This window comes from Rhodococcus sp. DK176 (genome assembly GCF_038447315.2).
In the GTDB taxonomy this organism is placed as follows: Bacteria; Actinomycetota; Actinomycetes; order Mycobacteriales; family Mycobacteriaceae; genus Rhodococcus_F; species Rhodococcus_F jostii_A.
The window spans coordinates 4,906,773-4,927,865 of sequence record NZ_CP118321.2 but is presented as its reverse complement, the minus strand read 5'-3'; the positions used below and the strand labels follow the sequence as shown (position 1 = coordinate 4,927,865).

17 protein-coding genes and 1 pseudogene are annotated in these 21,093 nt (G+C 66.9%); 7 read left to right on the top strand and 11 right to left on the bottom strand.

The window, feature by feature from the left end; translation table 11 throughout:
- The first annotated feature begins 12 nt into the window (after positions 1-12).
- Together PSR88_RS23305 and PSR88_RS23300 are read left to right on the top strand one after the other, a co-directional pair.
- Positions 13-1,503 carry a protein kinase family protein gene (locus PSR88_RS23305; protein WP_016884060.1) on the top strand — a complete coding sequence of 497 codons (1,491 nt, stop codon included), beginning with the start codon at positions 13-15 and terminating at the stop codon, positions 1,501-1,503.
- Positions 1,500-1,847 (top strand): YidH family protein, encoded by a 348-nt coding sequence (locus PSR88_RS23300; protein ID WP_016884061.1) that lies wholly within the window; start codon positions 1,500-1,502, stop codon positions 1,845-1,847. Before PSR88_RS23305 ends, PSR88_RS23300 begins: the two co-directional genes overlap by 4 nt.
- Here the strand turns inward: PSR88_RS23300 and PSR88_RS23295 are convergent.
- The 6 genes from PSR88_RS23295 to PSR88_RS23270 all read right to left on the bottom strand — a co-directional run bounded on the left by PSR88_RS23295 (position 1,839) and on the right by PSR88_RS23270 (position 8,702).
- The gene (locus PSR88_RS23295; RefSeq protein WP_237724168.1) at positions 1,839-2,723 is read right to left on the bottom strand and encodes a formylglycine-generating enzyme family protein; all 885 of its coding nucleotides are present in this window, start codon (positions 2,721-2,723) and stop codon (positions 1,839-1,841) included. The two genes, PSR88_RS23300 and PSR88_RS23295, sit on opposite strands and share 9 nt — an antisense overlap.
- A gap of 74 nt (positions 2,724-2,797) precedes the next feature.
- A complete protein-coding gene (locus PSR88_RS23290; protein WP_016884063.1) occupies positions 2,798-3,742 on the bottom strand; it encodes an HAD family hydrolase in 945 nt (314 codons plus the stop codon).
- A 5-nt stretch (positions 3,743-3,747) separates the two neighbouring features.
- Positions 3,748-5,286 (bottom strand): arylsulfatase, encoded by a 1,539-nt coding sequence (locus PSR88_RS23285; protein WP_009477647.1) that lies wholly within the window; start codon positions 5,284-5,286, stop codon positions 3,748-3,750.
- Between the two features lie 107 nt (positions 5,287-5,393).
- Positions 5,394-6,047, bottom strand: coding sequence for a hypothetical protein (locus tag PSR88_RS23280; protein WP_009477646.1), 654 nt, complete (start codon positions 6,045-6,047; stop codon positions 5,394-5,396).
- A gap of 60 nt (positions 6,048-6,107) precedes the next feature.
- Positions 6,108-8,309 carry a maltose alpha-D-glucosyltransferase gene (gene treS / locus PSR88_RS23275; RefSeq protein WP_029539621.1) on the bottom strand — a complete coding sequence of 734 codons (2,202 nt, stop codon included), beginning with the start codon at positions 8,307-8,309 and terminating at the stop codon, positions 6,108-6,110.
- 96 nt (positions 8,310-8,405) lie between these two features.
- Positions 8,406-8,702, bottom strand: coding sequence for a DUF1937 family protein (locus PSR88_RS23270; protein ID WP_237724167.1), 297 nt, complete (start codon positions 8,700-8,702; stop codon positions 8,406-8,408).
- Positions 8,703-8,706: 4 nt separating this feature from the next.
- Between PSR88_RS23270 and PSR88_RS23265 the strand changes: the two genes are divergently transcribed.
- Positions 8,707-9,021 (top strand): dihydrodipicolinate synthase family protein, encoded by a 315-nt coding sequence (locus tag PSR88_RS23265; RefSeq protein ID WP_016884066.1) that lies wholly within the window; start codon positions 8,707-8,709, stop codon positions 9,019-9,021.
- A 181-nt stretch (positions 9,022-9,202) separates the two neighbouring features.
- On the top strand, positions 9,203-10,237 hold the full coding sequence (locus tag PSR88_RS23260) for a proline racemase family protein (RefSeq protein WP_016884067.1): 1,035 nt from the start codon (positions 9,203-9,205) through the stop codon (positions 10,235-10,237).
- A gap of 43 nt (positions 10,238-10,280) precedes the next feature.
- Here PSR88_RS23260 and PSR88_RS23255 read toward each other — a convergent pair whose 3' ends face one another.
- On the bottom strand, positions 10,281-11,165 hold the full coding sequence (locus PSR88_RS23255; RefSeq protein ID WP_016884068.1) for an LLM class flavin-dependent oxidoreductase: 885 nt from the start codon (positions 11,163-11,165) through the stop codon (positions 10,281-10,283).
- A 46-nt stretch (positions 11,166-11,211) separates the two neighbouring features.
- Positions 11,212-12,318 carry a substrate-binding domain-containing protein gene (locus PSR88_RS23250; protein ID WP_016884069.1) on the bottom strand — a complete coding sequence of 369 codons (1,107 nt, stop codon included), beginning with the start codon at positions 12,316-12,318 and terminating at the stop codon, positions 11,212-11,214.
- Between the two features lie 209 nt (positions 12,319-12,527).
- Between PSR88_RS23250 and PSR88_RS23245 the strand changes: the two genes are divergently transcribed.
- The 3 genes from PSR88_RS23245 to PSR88_RS23235 are packed head-to-tail and all read left to right on the top strand — an operon-like array spanning position 12,528 to position 16,584.
- Positions 12,528-13,193, top strand: a complete 666-nt coding sequence (locus PSR88_RS23245; protein WP_009477624.1) for a ThuA domain-containing protein — start codon at positions 12,528-12,530, stop codon at positions 13,191-13,193.
- Between the two features lie 20 nt (positions 13,194-13,213).
- A complete protein-coding gene (locus PSR88_RS23240; protein ID WP_016884070.1) occupies positions 13,214-15,001 on the top strand; it encodes a thiamine pyrophosphate-binding protein in 1,788 nt (595 codons plus the stop codon).
- Positions 14,998-16,584: a GMC oxidoreductase gene (locus PSR88_RS23235; RefSeq protein ID WP_016884071.1), complete on the top strand. Its 1,587-nt coding sequence runs from the start codon at positions 14,998-15,000 to the stop codon at positions 16,582-16,584. The genes PSR88_RS23240 and PSR88_RS23235 overlap by 4 nt, the downstream gene beginning before the upstream one ends.
- 72 nt (positions 16,585-16,656) lie before the next feature.
- Here the strand turns inward: PSR88_RS23235 and PSR88_RS23230 are convergent, their stop codons facing one another.
- From PSR88_RS23230 to PSR88_RS23220, 3 genes and pseudogenes are all read right to left on the bottom strand, one after another.
- Positions 16,657-17,877, bottom strand: a complete 1,221-nt coding sequence (locus tag PSR88_RS23230; protein ID WP_037197710.1) for an MFS transporter — start codon at positions 17,875-17,877, stop codon at positions 16,657-16,659.
- Between the two features lie 113 nt (positions 17,878-17,990).
- Positions 17,991-19,307 (bottom strand): annotated as a pseudogene (locus tag PSR88_RS23225) (MFS transporter); the annotation flags it as partial.
- A gap of 186 nt (positions 19,308-19,493) precedes the next feature.
- Positions 19,494-21,035, bottom strand: a complete 1,542-nt coding sequence (locus PSR88_RS23220; protein ID WP_029539624.1) for a PucR family transcriptional regulator — start codon at positions 21,033-21,035, stop codon at positions 19,494-19,496.
- Positions 21,036-21,093 lie beyond the last annotated feature (58 nt).

Below are 21,093 nucleotides of genomic sequence, written 5' to 3'. Positions count from 1 at the left end.
CCGGGAGAGTAGATGACAGCGACGCCGGTGTCCGGGGGCCTGCCGCATTCGCCGCAGGGCCCGGATCCGCTCGCCCCGGGCATGCTCGTCGCCACCCGATACCGGCTTCTGGGCCGGTTCGCCGGACCCGACTGGGTGCAGTGGTGGCACGCGCACGACACCGAACTGTGCCGGGACGTCGCGCTCAGCCTCGTCGACTCGGCGCACGTCCGCGCCACCGACACACGTCCGGATCCGGTGGCGCGCTTCTGCCGGAACACCACCGGAACCAGCTTCAGCCACGAGGGCCGGATCGCACAGGTCTACGACATCGCGGCGGTCGGCGACCGGATCGCCGTGGTCGCGGAATGGACGCCGGGGTGGCGTGTCGCGGATGTCGCGCACACGGTCCCACGGCCGTTGGATGCCGCTCGCACCGTGCGGCACCTGGCCGCCGCGACCGCAGACGCGCACCATTTCGGTGCCCGCATCTCACTCGATCATCCCAACCGGGTGCGGATCTCCCACGACGGACTCGCGGTCCTCGCCTTCCCCGCCACACTTGCCGACGGCAGCGCAGCCGACGACGTCGCGGGGCTCGGTGCGCTGCTGTACGCCCTGCTGCTCGGCACGTGGCCGTTGTCCTCGTCCGGCGCGACCCGCGCAGCCGGGCTGCCCCCGGCCGGCAGGCGTGGTGACGGTTCGGTCGTCCCGCCGCATCGTGTGCGGCCCGCGATTCCACGACGTCTGTCCGACGTGGCCATGAACGCGCTTGCCCGGCGACCCGGGATGGCCACCGCGCAGGCGATCGTCGACGCCCTCGACCGCATCTTGGCGGACGCGCGGGCCCGCTCGGCATCCGCATTCGCCACGACTACGAAGAGAGCCCGCCCGGCACCCACCAACCTGTCACCCCGGCCGAACGCGCCGCTTCCCGCGTTGAGCGGTGCACTCGCCCTGATCGTCGCGCTCGGCGCCGCCGGGTGGGCGGCGGGCGCCACATTCAGCTCGTCGGACGCTCCCCCGGCCGCCGTCGCAGACAGCATGCTCAGCCAGATCGCGCCGGTTCCGGACCCCCGTCAGGCGCCGCTCACCCCGTCGTCCGCGGCCGCCTACTCCCCTCTGCGCTTCCCCGACAACGGTGCCACTGCCTCCCTCGCCGTCGACGCGAACCCCGCGACATCCTGGGCGACCGACCGTTACCCACAGCAACTGTCGGCGGCGAAGCAAGGAATGGGTCTGATCGTGTCGTTTCCCGGGCCCGTCGATCTGCGGACCGTCTGGATCGACTCCCCGACACCGGGCACCACGGTCGAGATCCGGACCGCGCCCGTCGCGTGGGCGAGCATCGATCGCACCCAGCTGATCGGCAGCGCCACCCTCGGTGACGGGGTCACCCAGATCGTGGCCCGAACGCCCGCACCCACCGACCGGGTCCTGATCTGGATCTCGGGACTGTCCGGCGGCGAGTCCGGGTTCCAGTCGCGCCTGTCGGAGATCGGCTTCCTGGGTAGCGGCGCATGAGCCCCAACATCTTCGGACCCACCCAGCCGAACACGGGTAGCACCGCGCGCGACCATCTCGCCAACGAGCGGACCTACCTCGCCTGGCATCGCACCGGCATCAGCGTCGCCGCGCTCGGTGTGGCGGTCGCCAAGTTCGCACCGAATCGCGGCGGTCATGCCGTGGCAGCCGGACTGATCCTGATCGGCGCGGGACTACTGGTGTCCGCGTACGGCACCATCCGCTATCGGGTCAACAGCAGGCAGATCGAATCCGGGGAATTCGCACCGGCGACGTTCACCGCCGTGGTCACCTCCAGCATCGTCACAGTGCTCGCGCTCCTCGCCGTGGTGGTCCTACTCTGACCCGGGCAGGGCCGTGACGCAGCGGAATCCGATGTGGCTCATCCCGGTGTCGACCATCTGCGGACGCCGTGCCGCGGGCCGATACCGCCGACAGTAACTGTCCGCACACAGGAACGACCCACCCTTGATCACCCGCCGGGGCACCCGGAATTGGGGCTGTCGGGCGTCGAAGCTCTCCGACATTCCGGGCCCACGCGGATTGCGTGGTGCGCAGCACGACTCCGCTGTGTCGGCGTGCCGATCCGAGTACCAGTCCGCGGTCCATTCCCACACGTTTCCCGCCATGTCGAACAGACCGTAGTCGTTGGGCGGATAGCTACCGACGGCGGTCGTGGTGCCGTACCCGGGGTCCGGGCGCCACGGGAACTCCCCGTGCCAGTAATTCGCAAGCGGAGGGGATTCACTCTCGGCGGCGTCGCCCCAGGTGAATTCGGTGTGGTCGAGTCCGCCGCGCGCCGCGGCCTCCCATTGCGCCTCAGTGGGGAGGGACCGCCCGGCCCACTCCGCGTACGCTGCCGCATCCTCGTGGGCGACGTGGACGACGGGATGCGTTTCGCGGCCGGTGATCGTCGAACCCGGTCCCGTGGGGTGCCGCCACGACGCACCGACGGTCCAGGTCCACCACTGACTGAGGTGACGCAGATCGACCGGGCCCCGAGTGGGGGTGAACACCATCGATCCGGGTTGCAGATTCTCGGCGGGAGCACCGGGGAATTCGGCGGGGTCCAGCGGCCGCTCGGCGACCGTCACGTACCCGGTGTCGCCGACGAACCGGGCGAATTGCGCGGTGGTGACCTGGTGGGTCTCGATGGCGAAGGCGTCGACCGCGACCCGATGCGCCGGACCTTCTTCCGGATAGTGCCGATCCGAACCCATCGTGAAGGTCTGAGCAGGGATGTGCCGGACTTCGGAGACGGTCTGGGTATCCACACGCCTGCCCTTCTGCCTGATCAGGTGACGGCCGGCGAGAAGACGCTCGTCCAATCGTTCTTCATGCTTACCACGGTCCAGTTCTTTTCTCGTGCTTGTTCGAGGGCCTGTTCCGCGCCCGCGACATAGTCGAATTCGCGATCGGCGTCGTCGTGCAGGATCAGCACCCGAAGCGACGGGCGGTCGGATAGCCCGGAGAACGCGAGCATCGGCAGGTCGCCGTTGGAGTTGCCGACCGACAGGATCGGCCGTCGCCCGATCCTGCTCCAGATTCGAACCGGTTTCTCCGGCCCGTCGTCGAAGAAGTCCATCGCGGCCTTGTAGAGCAGGTCGCTCGTGTCCGCCCCTTCACGGTACGAGAGGCCGAGGGCACTGCCGATGACGCGTTCCGGCGGAATCCCGTACAGCCGCCCGGCGACCGGGCGCATGAAGTCCCGATCACCACCGGACGCGATGTAGATCGTGAATCCGTTCGCCTCGAGATAGCGCAGCAACTCGACCATCGGCGCGTATCCGCAGCCTGCGTACGGGCGGCCGAGCGTCGGGTGATCCGCGTCGTCGAAGAAGGCCCGCACCCTTGCGTCGTAATTCTCGACGGTGATCGAATCGAATGCTTCGGTGACTGCGCCCATCAACAGTTTCAGGTCGCCGTCGTCGCCCTGATAGTGCTTGACCATCGCCGCGCCGAGCCACTGAAGGTCGTGCTCGTGGGCCGCCCTCCACGGTTGCGTCTGCTGGAGGCCGGGATCCTTCGCGGCCATCTCGGCGAAGCGCCGGATGGTGAAGTCGAGCTGGATGGGCATCGGCTTCTCGCACCAGAGTGTGCCGTCGTTGTCGAACACGGCCACCCGGTCGGCGGGCTCGACGAAGTCCGGTCCGCCCGCCGACGTCACCCGTGCGACGAAGTCCTCGATCGCGGACCGCGTCGATCCGTCCGACCAGGAACCACCGAGCCCGGCGCCCACGTCGGTCAGTCCCTCGACAGGTACGCGTGCAGCTTGGCCACCGCGTGGTCGATGGTGAAACTGGCCGGCTCCTGTCGCGGTGGGAACTCCTTGAACGTCTCGAGGAATTGGGTGGTGATGAATGTTCCATAGATCGTGATGTAGTCGTGGTCGAGGAACCAGTCCCAGTAGGTGTTCGAAGTGATGTCGGCCCGCTCGAAGGGGTCGGTGCGCAGGTTGAACACCTTGGGTACCCGCAGGGCGGTGAACGGCTCCGCCCACAGCCCGAGGGTGCCCTGCGCCCGCTGCTCCATGAACACGATCTTCCAATTGTCGAACCGGATGCCCAGCACGTCGCAGTCGTCGGAGAAGTAGATCATTCCCCGGCGCGGGGATGTCTCGACCTCACCGGTGAGGTACGGGAGCAGGTTGTAGCCGTCGATGTGCACCGTGAAGGTCTTCTCACCGATCTCGTAGCCGGTCTTCAGCTGCTCGACGACATCCGGTGCACCCGCGGCGGCAAGGAAGGTGGGGAGCCAGTCGTGGTGCTGCACGATCTCGTTGGACACGCTGCCCGCGGGGATCCTGCCCGGCCAGCGGATCACCTCCGGGACGCGGAACGCACCCTCCCAGTTGGTGTCCTTCTCACTGCGGAACGGGGTGGTCGCACCGTCCGGCCAGGTGTTCGCGTGGGGACCGTTGTCGGTGCTGTAGATGACGATGGTGTTCTCGGCGAGGCCGAGTTCGTCGACCGCGTCGAGCAGTTGGCCGACATGCTTGTCGTGATCGATCATCGTGTCGTGGTACGGCGACTGCCAGTGCCCGGCCTGGCCGATGCTTTCCGGCTTCGTGTGGGTCCGCAGGTGCATGTGGGTCGTGTTCATCCACACGAAGAACGGTGTGTCCGCTTCCTTCTGCCGCGTCATGAAGTCGATTGCCGCCGTTACCGTCTCGTCGTCGATGGTCTCCATCCGCTTCTTGTTCAGCGGCCCGGTGTCCTCGATGCGCTGCTTCCCGAGCGGCCCGTACCGCGGATCGACCTCACCGGCGTCCTCCTCGGTTGCCCAGCAATGGAGCACACCGCGCGGCTTGACCAACTCGTGCAGTTTGGGATAGTCCAGGGCGCTCGGGAAGTCCGGCAGTTCGGGTTCTTCCTCGGCATTGAGGTGATAGAGGTTGCCGAAGAACTCGTCGAACCCGTGCACGGTCGGCAGATACTTGTTCAGGTCGCCGAGATGGTTCTTCCCGAACTGTCCGGTGGCGTATCCGAGGGGCTTGAGCAGTTCGGCGATGGTGGGGTCTTCGGGCGACAATCCGATGTCGACGCCCGGAATCCCCACCTTGCTCATGCCGGTGCGGTACACGCTCTGACCGGTGATGAACGACGCGCGACCCGCCGTGCAGCTCTGCTCACCGTAGGAGTCGGTGAACTTCATGCCCTCGTCGGCGAGGCGGTCGATGTTCGGCGTCCGGTACCCCATCAGTCCGTCGCTGTAGCAGCTGAGATTGGTAATACCGATGTCGTCGCCCCAGATGACCAGGATGTTGGGTTTCGCGTCCGTCATCTGTCTCTCCTCGCATCATCGGGGGAATCGCAGTCATGACGTTGCTCGCGGCGCCCTCGCGCCACATCACCCGTACCGGGTGAGAACCTCGTGTCCCGGAACGGCGGTCAGTCCGGGGGGATCGAGGGCGGCCGATCCACGGTGAGGATGTACACGCTGATCACCATCACCCAGGCCGGGAAGACCAACGTCACCCAGAGACTGAAACTCACGACCACCAGCAAGGTGAGGGACAGCGCGTAGGTGGCGACAGCCAGCCACCGCGGCATCAATCCGGTGCGCAGCCAGATTGTTCCCAGCGAAATCATGAACACCCCGGCCATGCGCACCCCGTAGACGTTGTTCACATGCAACATCACCTCGCGCCCGAAGAAGACGAGGTCGTTCTGCGGAACGTTGGTCAGCCGGGAGACGGCGAGGAGCCCGCCTGCGATTGCCGTCGACACGAACGTCATGGCGAGAAACAGCAGCCCACTGCCGAGGAAGACGGTCGAGAAGAATCGGTCTTCGAGGTCCCCGAGCCGGTCGCGGATGACACCGATGAACCACAGGAACGCGATGCCCGCGAACGGTGCGAGTATCAGCGCCGTCGTGATCTGCCGTTGGTGGTGTAACCACGGGGTGGCGGCTTCGCCGGGCAGCCCGGTGCGCAGCAGCACGATGCTGGAGGCGAAAAGGACACCGAAGACGACACCGGCGACGGCCGCGGCCCGTGGAGTCCGTAGCTGGTGGAACTCGGCCTCGCTCTGTGTGCCGGCCATGAGTTCAGTCTTCGCCGAGGCCGAGCTCCAGGGCAACAGGGACGCACAAGCGTGACCGGATCAGCCCGCGTCGTCCGCCCTGCCCGGTCGCACGACGACGGGAACCCCCTCGTACGGGGCCAGGGTGATCGGGAAGCTGTGGAGTTCGTCGACGGTGCCGATCTGTTCGTCGGTGAACAGATTGACCGCAGGCGATCCGGCCGGCAGGCACTGGGACTGCACGGTCGCGGCGATCTCCTCGGACGTGAAGTTGAGAACCGTCACTTCGAGACTCGCGTCCGCCAGTTCGTGGACCATGACGAGCAGCCCCTTGTGCGACACCGTGGGCACGTCGAGCTGGACCGCGGTGGCGATGCCGAACCGGTTACGGACGTCGATGATCCGGGCTAGACCGCGAGCGAAGGACGTCGGGTCCTGCAGTTGCACCGGCAGACTCCCGTACAGGCTGGTGCCCCGGGGAATGCCCGACTCCGACCGGGCGGCTTCGGGATTGACCCCCATCAGGTCGTGCGCACCGCGGTTGATCCACCGGGTGTCGCCTTCGGCGAGAAGGTCGGCGACGTCCTCGGACGGCACGGGCAGCAGCCCGCACAGATCCCAGCCCGACAGGGCGAAGACACCGGGCTGGAGTGCGTTGAACATCGCCAGGAGCAGATGTGCCTGCTTGACGGTGTCGATGTCGGCGGCATCCATCCTGTCCAGGTCGCGGATGCCGAGCGCCGCGGTGATGACACTGGCGGTCGTGCAGGCGATCCCGTTGGTCGTGAACGTGCGGTTGTACGGGGCCCACCGTCCGGTGAGCCTCTCGCACAGATCTTTACGGATGCGGTCACCGAGATCCGACCCCTTGATCGACTCGCCGCCATATGCGAACTCGTCGTCCTTGTGCAGCGTCGCGAAGTGGACCAGTTCGAACGTCAGCTCGTCGTGGTTCTGCAGGGCGTGGACGAGCGACGCGGCGTCGACACCGTGATCGCGGGCGAGGTTCATGGTGAGCCGGAGAAATTCGGTGTTCCCCATGACGAGGGCGTGATGGTAGGCGGGACGATTGATGAAGTCGTAGGACAGGTCGGCTCCGGTCGTGCCCATCGCCTTGATGTCGTCGATGGTGAGGTTCAGTTCCTGGAACGTGAATCCCCCCATCTTCCGCACGATGCTGGCGATCAGGTGATTCGCCGCCTCGGACAGTGGATGCCCCTCCGACCACCCGGGCAGTCCTTCGGTTCGGCGTTCGACCCCGAGGAATCCGTTGGCGTCCAGTCGAAGCGCGCCCGCACCGAGGTCCGCGATGGAGTGGCACGCGTCGCCGATGACGAGACGCATGCCCGCAAACGACGGATCCAGCCAGTTGATGGAGGGCTGCCCGGCCTTGAAATAGTGCAGGTACACCCATCTCCGCTCGATGCCGTCCACCCCCTTCACCACGGGGGTGACACTCCAGTTGGTTTCCTTGACACCGAGTTCGTAAAAGATGACGCGCTGGAGTTGGCCGATGATGTACCCGGCCCTGGCGAGTTGCGCCTCCGTGTCGGCGTCGATGTTGACCGAGTCCCGGCCTTCCGGCACACGAGGAAGCAGGTGCCAATCCTGCTGTTCGATCTCCACCATGTGGTAGATGCCGGGGTAGTCGGCGTACGCCATCTCGGCGAGCCGGAAGTCGGCGCCCTTGCCGGTGTGACCGGGGACGATGTCGTCGATGACGATGCCGTCGTACGCGGCGGCGACGACGCAGAGCCTGCGGAACTCCTCCTCGGTCCCGAATGCCGAGTCGATCTGCATGCTGATGCGATCGAAGTGGCCGTCCACCGACGGCGTGGCCCGCCACCCGTTGATCCCGCCCGCCTGCTTCACCGGCCCGGTGTGGACGGCCGTCACCCCGATCTCGGAGAACGCCTGCCACAGGGACTCGTCACCGAGGGAACTCAGGAAACTCGCGCCCGGTGCCGTGATGATCGAAATCGGGTACGCCGTGAACCACACCGATCCGCGTTCCACCGCTGCGCGCGGATTCGGATCGGCATACGGGTTCTGCCACATGCTGCCCTTGCCGGACAACTGCTCCGCGATCAACTTCGCATCGTGCAGGATCGACTGATTGATCAGCCACTCCACATAGTTCGGGTTGTCCGGCACGGGCTCACCCGTCTGCGCATCGACCCTGGTCGCACGGCGGACCGACGGTTTCAACGGCCGAGGGCGCGCCGGGTAGAACTGCTCGTCGTAGCTGATCTCGCTGGGCTCGTGATGGATCTCGGGGTTCATGGTCCTCCGTCGTCATCTCGTCTGCTCGCCGCACGGTCGGCTACCCGTCCACCGTCCCACGGAAACGACCGCCCGGCATGGGGAGTTGGAGGACTGTCAGCGGACCGGGGAACTTTCGGGTGCGACGAACTCGGCGGAGGCCTCGGACCACAGGCTCACCCGCCTGTCCCGGCTCTCGAAGAACTCGATCTCGCGTCTGATGCCGGAACTCTGATCCCATCCGGGGAGGTCGAGGATGATCAGTTCCTCCATCGCGTCCATGAACACCCGGTCGACGGGTCCCCACATCCTGCCGATCGCCGTGTTGTCCTTTCCGGTGAAGGTCAGGTTGACGGGATGAGACATCGACACCTGCCTCGGCGACGCCATCGACACCTTCGTCGGCTGGGACACGATCGTGCTGCCCGCCTTCTCCGCCGGTGCCGCCGGTTCCATCTGGGGTGCGCCCAACTTCGCCCCCAAGGAGTGCGTCGCGATCTACGAACTCGCCAAGGCCGGCAAGTACACCGAGGCCCTCGAAATCTTCAAGCGGCTGTGGAACGTCCTCGACTTCCTCGGCAAGGAGGGCTACGCCGTGGCCACCAAGGCGGCCGCTCAGGCCGTCGGCGTGGACCTCGGAGTGCCCCGCGCACCGTACGGTGAGCTGCCCGCGGACAAGAAGGAAGAGCTCACCAAGCTCATCGCCGAGACCGGCCTCACCTACGCCCGCTAATCACCACCAAGAAGACCGCGCGCGTGCATCACGGAGTGACCCTTCCCCGACACGTGCGCAGAGGCCGGCAGCAATCACCCCCGCTGCCGGCCTCGCCTCTCGCCGGCAGGCGCAGAGAAGTTCAGCCCTGGCAGGGTGGAACCAGGCCACCGCAACGCAGACGAACACACGGAGGAAGATCGTGCGCTGGAGTCGAGTAGTCAACGTAGTGAAGTGTCACGTCGGGGGCGAGATCAACAACGTCGTCACCGGCGGAATCGGCGACGTCCCCGGCGCCACGGTCTTCGACAAGATGAAGCACTTCCGCGAGCATCGCGACGACCTCCGTCAGCTTCTGCTCCACGAGCCGCGGGGCTCGGTGACCCAGTGCGTCAACTTCGTCGTCCCGGCGACGGACCCCGAAGCCCAGATGGGTTACGTCATCGCCGAGTCCACGGAGTACCCGGCCATGTCGGGCAGCAACACCATGCGCGTCGCCACCGCGCTGCTCGAGACCGGCATGATTCCCATGGTCGAACCGGTCACCGACATCGTGCTGGAAGCACCCGCCGGGCTCATCCGCATTCGCTGCACCTGCGAGAACGGCAAGGTGACGAGCGTCGAATTCGAGAACCAGCCCGCGTTCGCCTACGAGATCGGGGTGCCGCTCGAACTCGACGGCTACGGCACCCTGACCGTCGACGTGGCGTGGGGTGGCATGGCCTACGTGCTCGCCGACGCCGACCAACTCGGATTGAAGTTGCAACCCGACGAGGCGCGCGAGATCTGCGACCTCGGACAGAAGCTCAAGACCGCCGCCGCCGAGCAGATCCCCGCGGTGCACCCGACCAATCCCGAGTTCGCCGGAATCACTCAGACCGAGTTCGTCGGCCCGCTCTCACGCACCGACGGGGCGCTGACCGCCCGGAATGCCGTGGTGGTCTCCCCCGGCCGACTCGACCGCTCGCCCTGCGGCACCGGCACGTCCGCCCGCCTGGCGGTGCTGAAGGCGAAGGGCCTCATCGAGGTCGGGGAGAAGTTCGTGCACGAATCGGTGATCGGCAGTCGCTTCGAGAGCCGGATCGACAGACTGACGAAGGTCGGAACGTACGACGCCGTGGTTCCCCGCGTCAGCGGCCAGGCGTACATCACCGAGCTCAGCCAGGTCGGGCTCGACCCCGCCGACCCGTTCCCTACCGGCTACACCCTGTCCGACACCTGGCCGACCGGCAACTGACCCGCACGTGAGTGGGAAAGTGTGCTCGGGCACTCTTTCCCACTCACGTCGGGATAAGGGGCTTGACGGCGCGGCCGAGGAACTCGACGAAGCCCAGCAGGTCCGGTTCATCCTCGGTCGGCGCGAAAGCCACCGACGTCGCGCCCAGGCGGGCAAGCCTTCGCACCTCCTCGGCGACGGTGTTCGCGTCACCCGCGACCCCGATTCCGGTGTCGGCCGGCTTCTCCCACCGCGCCAGTTCCTCGTCCACCCGTTGCCGCGCACCCTCCCCGGTAGCGGCGATCTTCGGGACGACCAGGTGATGCGATGACACCCCGTCGGCTCCGATTTCGTCGAGGATCAGGTCGCGGGTTCTGCGGATGTCGCCGTCGCCGACCGCGGACGCGAGGAGGTTGCCGTAACCCAGACGTGCCGCCAGGCGGACCGATTTGGAACCTTCGCCGCCGAGCATCAGCGGAACCCGTTCAGCGGGAGGCCAGTCGAGTCTCACCCCGTCGAGCCGAACGTACCGCCCCTGCGTGCTCACCGACTCGCCGTCCAGCAGTGCCCGGAGCGCCACCGTGTATTCCTCGAGGAGGGTCATCGGCGACGCCGCCCGCGCACCCACCTGCTCCATCCAGCCCTGCACACCGTGTCCGATACCCGCGATCACTCGACCCGGAAACAACCGAGCGAGCGTGGCGATCTCCATCGCGGTGAGCGCGACATTGCGCAGCGGGACGGGCATCAACCCGACGCCGACGTGGATGCGCTCCGTCCACGCGAGTGCCGCGGCCGCCGTAGCAACGCCGCTCTCCTTGAAACAGTCTTCCCACAACCAGATCTCGTCCAGACCACTGTCCTCGGCCACCCGCGCGAAGTCCTTCAACCTCTCGGGTTCGATCGTCGGGATGAACGTCACGCCCAGTCGCGGCACCGCAGTCGTCATCGATCCATCATGGAGGATGACGCCCGGCCGTCGCGGAGCATCGCCATCATTCGCGCGGCGGCGCGGTGCTGGATTCGCGCGGCGGCGCGGTGCTGGATTCGCGCGGCGGCGCGGTGCTGGCGCGGACGACCAGCGACGTCTTCATCAACGATCGTGTGCGGGTGCCGCCGCCCAGCCGATCGAGCAGGATCGTCGCGGCCGCGCGGCCCTTCTCGACGATCGGCTGATGAATTGTGCTGAGACCGAGAAGCTCTGCAACGGGTGCGTCGTCGAATCCGATGACGGACATGTCGTCGGGCACCGTCAGGCCGCGCTCGCGTAACACCTGCCACGCCGCCACCGCGTGCACATCGGAGGTCGCCACGAGAGCGGTCGGCCGAGCGGCGTCGAGCAGGATCCGGGTGGCCTCGGCACCGGCGGCGCGTTCGATGTTGCCCGCCACGACGATCGACAGTTCCTCCACCGGGAGGTGGTGGTCACGGGCCGCGGCGTAGTAACCGGCAAGCCGCTCTCGCGCGTTGCGTTCGGTCGCCGCGCCGACGTCGTCCGCCGTGACCATCCGGCAGTCGGAGTCCTGGCCGAGTTTGTCGACGATGATCCCGATGCGTCGATGGCCCAGGCTCAGGATGTGGTCCATCTGCAGATAGGCGCCGTGCCGGTCGTCGATGGCCACGAACGGCAGTCCCGCACTTCTGGGCGAATCGACGACGACGGCCGGGATACCGCGCGCGATGATCGCCTCGACCAGGGGATGACCGTCGGGGACGTTGTGGATGACCACACCGTCCACGAGTCCACGGAGAACCAGCGAGTTCGGTGGTGAATCCGGGGAGCCACCACGTGAGGCCGGAAACAGGGTGAGGGCGATGTCGGCCGAGTTCCCGATCTCCGCGATGCCCTTCATCAGCAGGGTCACGGACGGATCCTCGAGCGCTTGCACCGGGGAGTCGGGCACGATCACCCCGACCGCGCCGATTCGCCCCGACCGCAGACTGCTCCCGGCGATGTTCGGCCCGGCGTAACCGAGTTCCGCGGCGACGGAATAGATGCGTTCCCGTTGTGTCGCAGAGACCTTCGACGATTTGCTGAAAGCGTAGGAGACGGTGGCGACCGATACTCCGGCCGCTCGGGCGACGTCCTTCATCGTGACCAAGTGGTGCTCCCTCGTCGGCGATCATCGGCCGCAACCGGCCGTTGCGCACCGGAGCGCACAATTGGCAAAGCCCGATCCTAGTCCGCGTCCGGACGCTCCCCACGTCCCCCTCGGCATCAGCCATTGACAGCTCCCCAGCCGGTGATACGATTCACCACCATAAGTTAATCGTTTCACCATTTGCGGTTTCATCATCCACGGGAGCACTCATGACCAAGGTCCTCTACCTCTACGGCGGCTGGCCCGGCCACCATCCGTACGACATCGCCGCATGGGCACGCGAACTGTTTTCCGAGCTGAACTACCAGGTCGAGGAGTCGCAGGACATCTTCACCCTCGACCGTGACCTGACCGGATACGACCTGATCGTGCTCGGCTGGAACAACGCGCTCACCACCGAAGACCTGAGCGATTCGCAGGAGAAGAACCTGCTCGACGCCGTCGTGGCCGGAACCGGGGTCGCAGCGTGGCACGGCGCCGCCGCCGCGTTCCGGGCGAGCCTGAAGTACCACTTCCTCCTCGGCGGCGACTTCGTCGAACATCCTGCGGGAGAGGCTTTCCCGCAGCCGTACAAGGTGACCATCACCGACCGCGAGCACGAGGTGACCGCTGGTGTCGAGGACTTCGCGGTGGCGTCCGAGCAGTACTACATGCACGTCGACCCGAACAACCGGGTGCTCGCGGAGACCGAGTTCAGCGGCGAGCACCTGCCCTGGCTGGAGGGACTGCGCAGCCCGGTGGCGTGGGTGCGCCAGTGGGGCGCCGGCCGGGTCTTCTACCACTCGATCGGCCACACGCCGGCAGACCTGTCGGAGCCGAACGTGCGCCGACTGACCAAGCAGGGACTGCGCTACGCCGCCCGCGTAGCGAACTGACACAGCAAGGAGAAACGATCATGGCGAAATTGACCGGCGGGCAGGTGGTCGCCCAGGTCCTGAAGCAGTACGGCGTCGAGTACGTCACCGGAATTCCCGGCCACGGGATCTGGTCGCTCACCGATGCGTTCCTGGAGAAGGGGTCCGAGATCCCGTTCATCCAGGTCTACCACGAGCAGAGCGCCACGCACCTCGCGGACGGATACTATCGGGTGTCCGGGAAGCCGATGGCCGCGGTGGCGTCGATCGGGGCGGGTGCGGCGAACACCGTGCTCGGTCTCGCGACCGCGTACAGCGATTCGACGAGTCTGCTGTGCATCACCGGCGGGCCGCCCACCCACATGCGCGGGCGTGGTCTGCTCCAGGAACTGGAGCGGCACACCGACAACGGCTTTCCGCAGGTCACCGACGCAGTGTCGAAGCGCAGCTGGGTCGCCACCCGCGTGGAGGAATTGCCGTTCATCATGCACCGTGCGTTCAGCACGATGCTGACCGGTCGCCCGGGGCCTGCGCACATCGAGGTGCCGATGGACGTGCAGGCCGAGGCCGCCGACGTCTCGCTCCACGACCTCGCACGGCGGCTGCCGGTCGGGCTCCAGCAGCCCGACCCGTTGGCGATCGACAAGGCCGTCGACGTGCTCCGTGACTCTCGACGGCCGGTGATCGTCGTCGGCGGCGGCGCCATCACGTCCGACTCGGCAGACGAGGTGCTCGCCCTCGCCGAGACGTGGCAGATCCCCGTCGTCACCACGTGGAACGGCAAGGGCGCGTTCCCCGAGGACCACGCACTGTTCGCGGGCAGCGTCGGCCAGACCGGAACGATCGTGGGCAACGCCGTCGCCTCCCGCGCCGACGTGGTGATCTCCATCGGTTGCCGGTTCACCGACTGGTCGTCCTCCAGCTACGCGCAGGGAGTCACGTTCTCGATTCCGCCCGCCAAGCTCATTCACATCGACATCGATCCGCACGAGATCGGCAAGAACTACCCGGCCGAGGTCGGCATCGTCGCCGACGCCAAGCCGACCGTCGCCGCGATCGTCGCCTCCCTCCCCCGCAGTAGCGCCGACCGGTCCGTATACCTCGCCGAACTCGAGCAACTGAAGACGGAGTGGGAGACCAAACTCGCAGGCCGTCGCGATTCCGACCGGTTCCCGTTCACCTCCCAGCGCCCCCTCGGCGGTCTGCGATCGGTGATGGAACGGGACGGCATCATCGTCGCCGGCTCCGGCAACACCCAGGGCGCCGTGAAGCAGACGTTCCCGGTGTATCACCCGCGCACCCACCTGACGTCGGGTGGATTCTCGTCCATGGGCTGGGCCGTGCCCGCCGCGATCGGCGCCAAGCTCGCCGCCCCCGACCGGCAGGTGGCGTGCGTGCTCGGTGACGGCGACTTCCTCATGACGTCGCAGGAGATCGGTGTCTGCGTGCAGCACGACATTCCGGTGGTCTTCGTGGTCCAGGACAACGCGGGCTTCATGTCGATCCGCGGTGGCCAGCGCAAGCAGACCAGCCGGCACATCGGCACCGAGTTCAACCGCCCGGACGGCACCCCGTACAGCCCCGACTTCAAGGCACTCGGCCAGTCGTTCGGACTCGAATCGTTCCGGGTGGAGGACCCGGCCGACCTCGAGAGCACGTACCGGAAGGCCTTCGACTCGAAAGCGCCTGCGCTGATCGAAATCCCGACCGATCGTGATGCGGCGGGACCCTGGGTTCCCGGCTGGTGGGACTTCCCCGTTCCCGCGTACATCGAGGACGAGCGTCAGGACGAGTACTGGGCGACCCGAGCCAAGGAACAGCACCTGTGAGAACGTCCGGACACGATCAGATCGACGCGTATTCACCGCTGCGCGAGGGCGCGGTGGTCGATGTGGGCGACTCCGACACGGTCACGGCCGATGTCGTGGTCGTCGGATCCGGGATGGGTGGTTCGACGCTGGCGTGGGCGCTCCGCGATCGGGACGTCGATGTCCTGGTCGTCGAGCGCGGACGATTCCTCCCCCGCGAGGTGGAGAACTCACAGGCCGCGGAAATGTTCCTCGAGGGCCGGTACAAGACCGCGGAACCGTGGTTCGACGGCAGAAACGGTGAACCGTTCCAGCCGGGCGTGTACTACTGGGTGGGAGGCAACACCAAGTTCTACGGCGGCAGCCTCCCCCGCTTCCGAGTCACGGATTTCGAGGAGACACAGCACTGCGACGGCATCTCACCGAGGTGGCCGTTCAGCTACGCCGATCTCGAACCGTTCTACGCCGAGGCGGAGCGTCTCTATCAGGTGCACGGCATCGACGGCGAGGATCCGACGGAACCGCCGCGGTCGTCTCCGTACCCGTTGCCACCGCTGCCGCACGAGCAGACGATCGAGCGTTTCGCGTCCTCGCTTCGCCAGCAGGGCCTGCACCCGTTCCACACGCCGAACGGCATGAACCTGACCACACAGGAGCATCGCCGGCAGTCGACGGCGTCGGACGGCACCCCGTCGCAGACCGATCACAAGAGTGAGGCGGAGAACCGGGCGTTGCGGCCCGCTCTCCAGTCGGAGCGGGTGCGTCTGCTCACCGAAGCGAAGGTGACGCGTCTGCTCACGGACGCGAAGGGCACGCGAATCATCGCCGCGGAGGCCGAGTTCCGTGGTCGCACGATCCGGATCACGGCCAACCAGTTCGTGGTCTCGGCAGGGGCGGTCAACACCGCGGCGCTGTTGCTCCGCTCGGCCGACGAACGGAATCCGGACGGACTCGGCAACTCGTCGGGGCTGCTGGGCCGGAACTACATGGTGCACAACAGCACGTTCTTCATGGGCGTCAACCCCTTCCGGACGAATACGACTGCGTGGCAGAAGACGCTGGGAATCAACGACTGGTACGTCGCGGGCCCGAACAACGAGTACCCGCTCGGCAATCTGCAGATGCTCGGCAAACTGCAGGCCGCGCACGTGAAGGGGGCGCGGCCCTGGGCTCCGATGTGGGCGCTGAAGGCGGTGGTGGATCGCAGCCTCGACATCTACCTCACCACCGAGGATCTGCCGACGCGGAACAACCGGGTCCGGATCGACGGCGACCGGATCATCGTCGACTGGACTCCCAACAACACTGCACCGCACAGTGAACTGGTTCGCCGCGTCTCCGCGGCGGTCCGCAAGGCGGGGTATCCGATCATCCTCACCGAACGGATGGGCATCGCGACGAATTCGCACATGTGCGGAACCGCGGTCGCGGGTACCGATCCGGCGGCGAGTGTCCTCGACCCGAACTGTCGCAGTCACGACGTCGACAATCTGTGGGTCGTGGACGGGTCGTTCTTCCCGTCGTCGGCGGCGCTCAATCCCGCGCTGACCATCGCGGCCAACGCGCTGCGAGTGGCGCCGGAGATCGCTTCTGCCGCAGTGTGATGTGATCCGATCACGGTTCGCCCGGCCTCGTTCTCAGAGGCCGGGCGATCGCGTGATCACCTCGAGCCACTCTCACCTCACGCGGGCGAGCGGAGACTCCTCGGTCGCACGGGTTTCCCCGGTCGCACTCGCGACCAGCCCGGCGAGGACGGCGCCGACGAGGACGACGTAGAAGGCCTGCAGGAGTCCGAACTGCTCCCCGAGCAGCCCGAGGAGCGGCGGCCCGACCAGAAATGCCATGTAGCCGAGCGTCGACACCGCGCTGACGCATCGCGCGGCGTCGGCACCCGAGTCGGCCGCCGCGGACAGCGCGAGCGGAAATCCGAGAGCGACACCGGCACCCCACAACACGCAGCCGAGCGCGGCGAGAACCAGGTTCCCGGCCAGGATCACGATCAGGACCCCCGCCACCGCGAGCGCCGCGGACCAGCGGACGGTCGCAGAGCGGCCGTACCGGTCGACGACGCGCCCGCCGAGCAGGCGGCCCGACGTCATCGCGGCCACGAACACGACGTAGGACGCGGCGCCGGTGGCCGATCCGACGCCGTACCCGTCGACGATTCCCAGTGGCAGCCAATCGTTGGCGCTGCCTTCCGCGAACGCCATGCCGAGCGCGATCAGGCCGAGGAGAACGATCCGGGTGTCCCGCCAGATGGTCAGGCCGGACGTGCCGGATCGTCGACGCGTGCGCCCGACCTCTCGTCCGGTAGCCGGAGGGAGTAGTGCCACGACGCTCACGCTCGACACGATGACCACGACGGCCAGCACCCCGAGATGTACCGGCACCGGAACGTCGAGCAGTTCGGCGATCGCCCCGAGGCCGGCGCCGGCGAGCGTTCCGAGACTGAACGCACCGTGCAGCGACGGCAGAAAGCTGCGTCCCATACGCTTCTCGATCGCTGCGCCCTCGACGTTGAGCGCCACCTCGCACATGCCGAATCCCGCACCGGTGAACGCGAGTCCCAGACCGACCAGGGCCGCGATCGCGACACCCGAACCGAGTCCCACCGTGAACAGGCCGAGGCTCGCGACGGTGGCCGCGGCCGTAATGACGTGACGGGCGCCGACTCGGGCGACGACGGGACCGGCGAGCAGCAGTCCCGCCATCGATCCGATCGACAGTCCGAGGATGATCAGCCCCATGTCGCCCGTGCCGACTCCGAGGGAGGAGCGAATGGCCGGAGTGCGGGTCACCCAGGACGCATAGGTGATCCCCGTCCCGACGAAGATGACGAAAGTTGCTGTTTTCCAGCCACGCTCGCCCCGCTTCAACGGCGGACTCTCGGTAGGCACAGCTGTCTCCTGTTCGTGTCGGGGGATGGTTAATCGTATCACCCGCTTATGACACGAAAGGCGGTCCGGCACCTCGGGAGAGGTACCGGACCGCAGAACCGGAAGAGCAAGACCTACCCGGTCGCGACCTCGTGCCTGGTCGTCTCCGACGACGGCTTGTGGTAGCGCGGCACCAGGCGCATCAGCGCGGGGCCGCCGATCGCGATCAGCGCGAGGAGGATGGCCGGCAGCAGCGGCATCCATTCGATACCGAGGTTGTCGACGACGACGGTGATCGCGGCAGGCCCCACGAGCATGCCCACGTAGCCGATTGCGTTGACCAGTCCGATGTTCCGCCCGGCGTTCTCGGGATCGCGTCGCCCGGCCGCCGACAGCATGAGCGGCGCCATGCACGCCAGGCCGAGTCCCAGCAGCACGAAGCCGGTGAGGGCGAGCGGAGCCGAGCCGCCCAGCATCGCGAGAAGCGCACCGGCGGCGCCGATGACACCGCTCGCACCGACGATGAGTCGCGCACCGAAGTACTCGGCCAGCTTGTCGCCGAACAACCGGCCGACGAACTGAGCTCCCGAGTAGAGCGTGACAGCCGTCGCTGCCAGGCCTGCCGTGGTGCCGACCGCGCGGCGAACGAATTCCTGACCCCAGTCCAGGACCGCGCCCTCGCTCAACATCGATCCGAGCAGAAGCACACCGAATCCGATCATCACGAGGAGCGTCGCGGTGGTGGCCGAACGCTTTCCCGGGTGCGCGGGGTCGGCGGCGCCCGGAATCTCGTCCTGTTCCGGAGGCAGCAACTCGTCGAGAGACAGAAGCCATTTGCCGAAGACGACACCGAGTACCGACAGGACCACGCCGATCGAGATGTAGGCGACGGCCGGGCTGTCGGTGAAGTGCCGGGCCAAAGCGCTGCCGACCAGGCCGAGCACGAAGCCACCTGCCGGGTAGGCGGCGTGGAACGCAGACATGATGGGTCGCCCGTAGTACCGCTCGACCTGCACACCGTGGGTGTTGAACGCCGTGTCGAAGGCACCGCGGAGCAGTCCGATGAGCACGCCGATCACCATCGCTCCGACCAGTCCGTCGAGGAACGCGAGTGGGATGTAACAGAGGGGGTAGACGACCATCGTGGGCATGGCCGTGTTTCTCGGACCGTACCGATCGATGAAGGGGCCGATGGCGAAGCAGCCGACGGCGGCGCCGATGCCGATCGACAGCGCGAGGAGGCCGAACTGGGAGTCGCCGTCGTCGCCTTCCCATCCGAGGTGACTACGCAACGAGGTGGTGCTCGTCGACCACATCAACATCACGGCGCCCAGCTGGAAGAAGCCGAAGAATGTCGCGATTCGCGCCTTACGCACGCGTGTATGGTCGAGCACGGGAGCGGTGCCTGCTCCATGTGTTGCCATGATTTCGTCCTTGCGGTAGGTCTCGGACCGCCGCGGACGCCTACGGGGGTAGGCGTCCGTTCAGCGAGTAGCGAGTGCGTGAACTTTCGATCAACGCCGACTGGATGGCCGGAATCTTGGTGAAAACACTACGAAGGTGACGCGCCGCACAACAGGTACAGACCGTGTACCTCCTGCGCGCAGACTGCACAGAATGAGAACCCGGCGACAGTGTCATGGTCGCGAGCTCCGCCGAGCCACGACCGACGACCCTTCGAGCAGATCCAGCCCCTTCACCGCGAGCAGCAGGCTTTGGCGGGTGGCGGCGTCGTCCAGGGACTTGCCCAGAATCGCGGCGATGCGGTCGAGCCGGTTGTACAAGGTCCGGCGCTGGATGAAGAGTTTCTCCGCCGCTTCGGTCTTGCGGCCGTCGACGGCGAGGAATGCTCGCAGTGTCGGCAGAAGCGGGGTCGTGGACTGCGCGTCCTTCGTGAGCAGTGGGCCGAGCTCGTCCTCGACGAAGCTGGCGAGCTCGGGCCCCTGCGCCAACGTCACGAGCAGACGTTCGACGCCGAGGTCGTCGAAATGCAGCATGGGTGAGGCAGGGAGGGAGCGCGACACCGCGGCGGCACTCTTCGCCTGCGTGACCGCGACCTGCAGCATCGATGCGGGCACCGTGCGGCTCATGCCGCCGCCGTGCTCCATTGTCCCGAGCAGGCCCGCGAGCTCGGCGCGGGTCCGGCCGGACTCCGCCGCCACGGCCACGACGTAGTCGCCCATGTCGGCGCTGATCGCACCCGTGTCGATCTGACGGCCGGCGCGCGGACCGGACGAGTCGTCGCGGGCATCCTTGTTCGCGATGACGACGACGATCTGTCCCGACCCCAGCTGGTACCCGAGTCTTCCTGCCTGGTCGACGAATTCGGCGCCGGAGAGATCGCCGATCAGCAGTCGCGTGATCAGTGCCGTGCTCCGCTGATCGTCCCTCGCTTCGCGGCTCCGGTCGGTCAGCAGCGAGATCGCGACGGACGCGGCGGCACGCTCGGTCGCGAAGCCCGCGGTGGACCGTTCGGTCGCGGGCCGGTCGGTGAAGACGTGAATCCAGCCCCACGGCTGACCGCGCATCAGCACCGGCCTGCGGACGCATCCACTGTCGTCGCTGTGGAGGCCCCGCGCGTGCCGGTCCCAGTCCTCGATGCCGGCCTCTTCGTCGAATTCGCCGACGTACGCCATCACGCGATGTGCGATGTTCTCGAGTACCACCGTGCCGTCGGTGAGTTCGGCCAGCGTCTGCACGATGGAGAGGTAGTCGGCGCCGTCCAGGAGCAGGTTCGAGAACGTGGACTCGACTTCCCGTTCGTGGGTGAGCGCCTGCAGGCGCTTGTCGGTCAGGATCTCGTGCACCTGCGACGAGACGCCGGCGAACGACACCTCGCGGGCAAGGGCGATGATCGGCAGGCCGCAGGCCTGCCCTTCGGCGACTACCGCATCCGGTACGCGGTCGAACATCCGTCCCGACTCCTCGATGACGAGAGCGGCGGCCCCGGCATGAGCGGCTGCGCGGACGAACACCTGCTGAAGGGCGTCCGTGCTGCCCATTCCGAGCCCGGCGGTCAGGAGTAATTCTCCACCCCGGAGGAAGCGGGCGATATCCGAGATCTCCGACGAATGCACCCAGCGGACCTCACGGTCGAGGCTGTCCGATCCGGTCAGGACACGGGCTCCCGCGTCTTTCAGGAGATCGATGTCGAGAGCGTCGGCGACGGTGAAGACCATGCTCAATGGTACACAGAACGTGCATGAACCGACGCAAATAGTTCCCACAATGCAACTG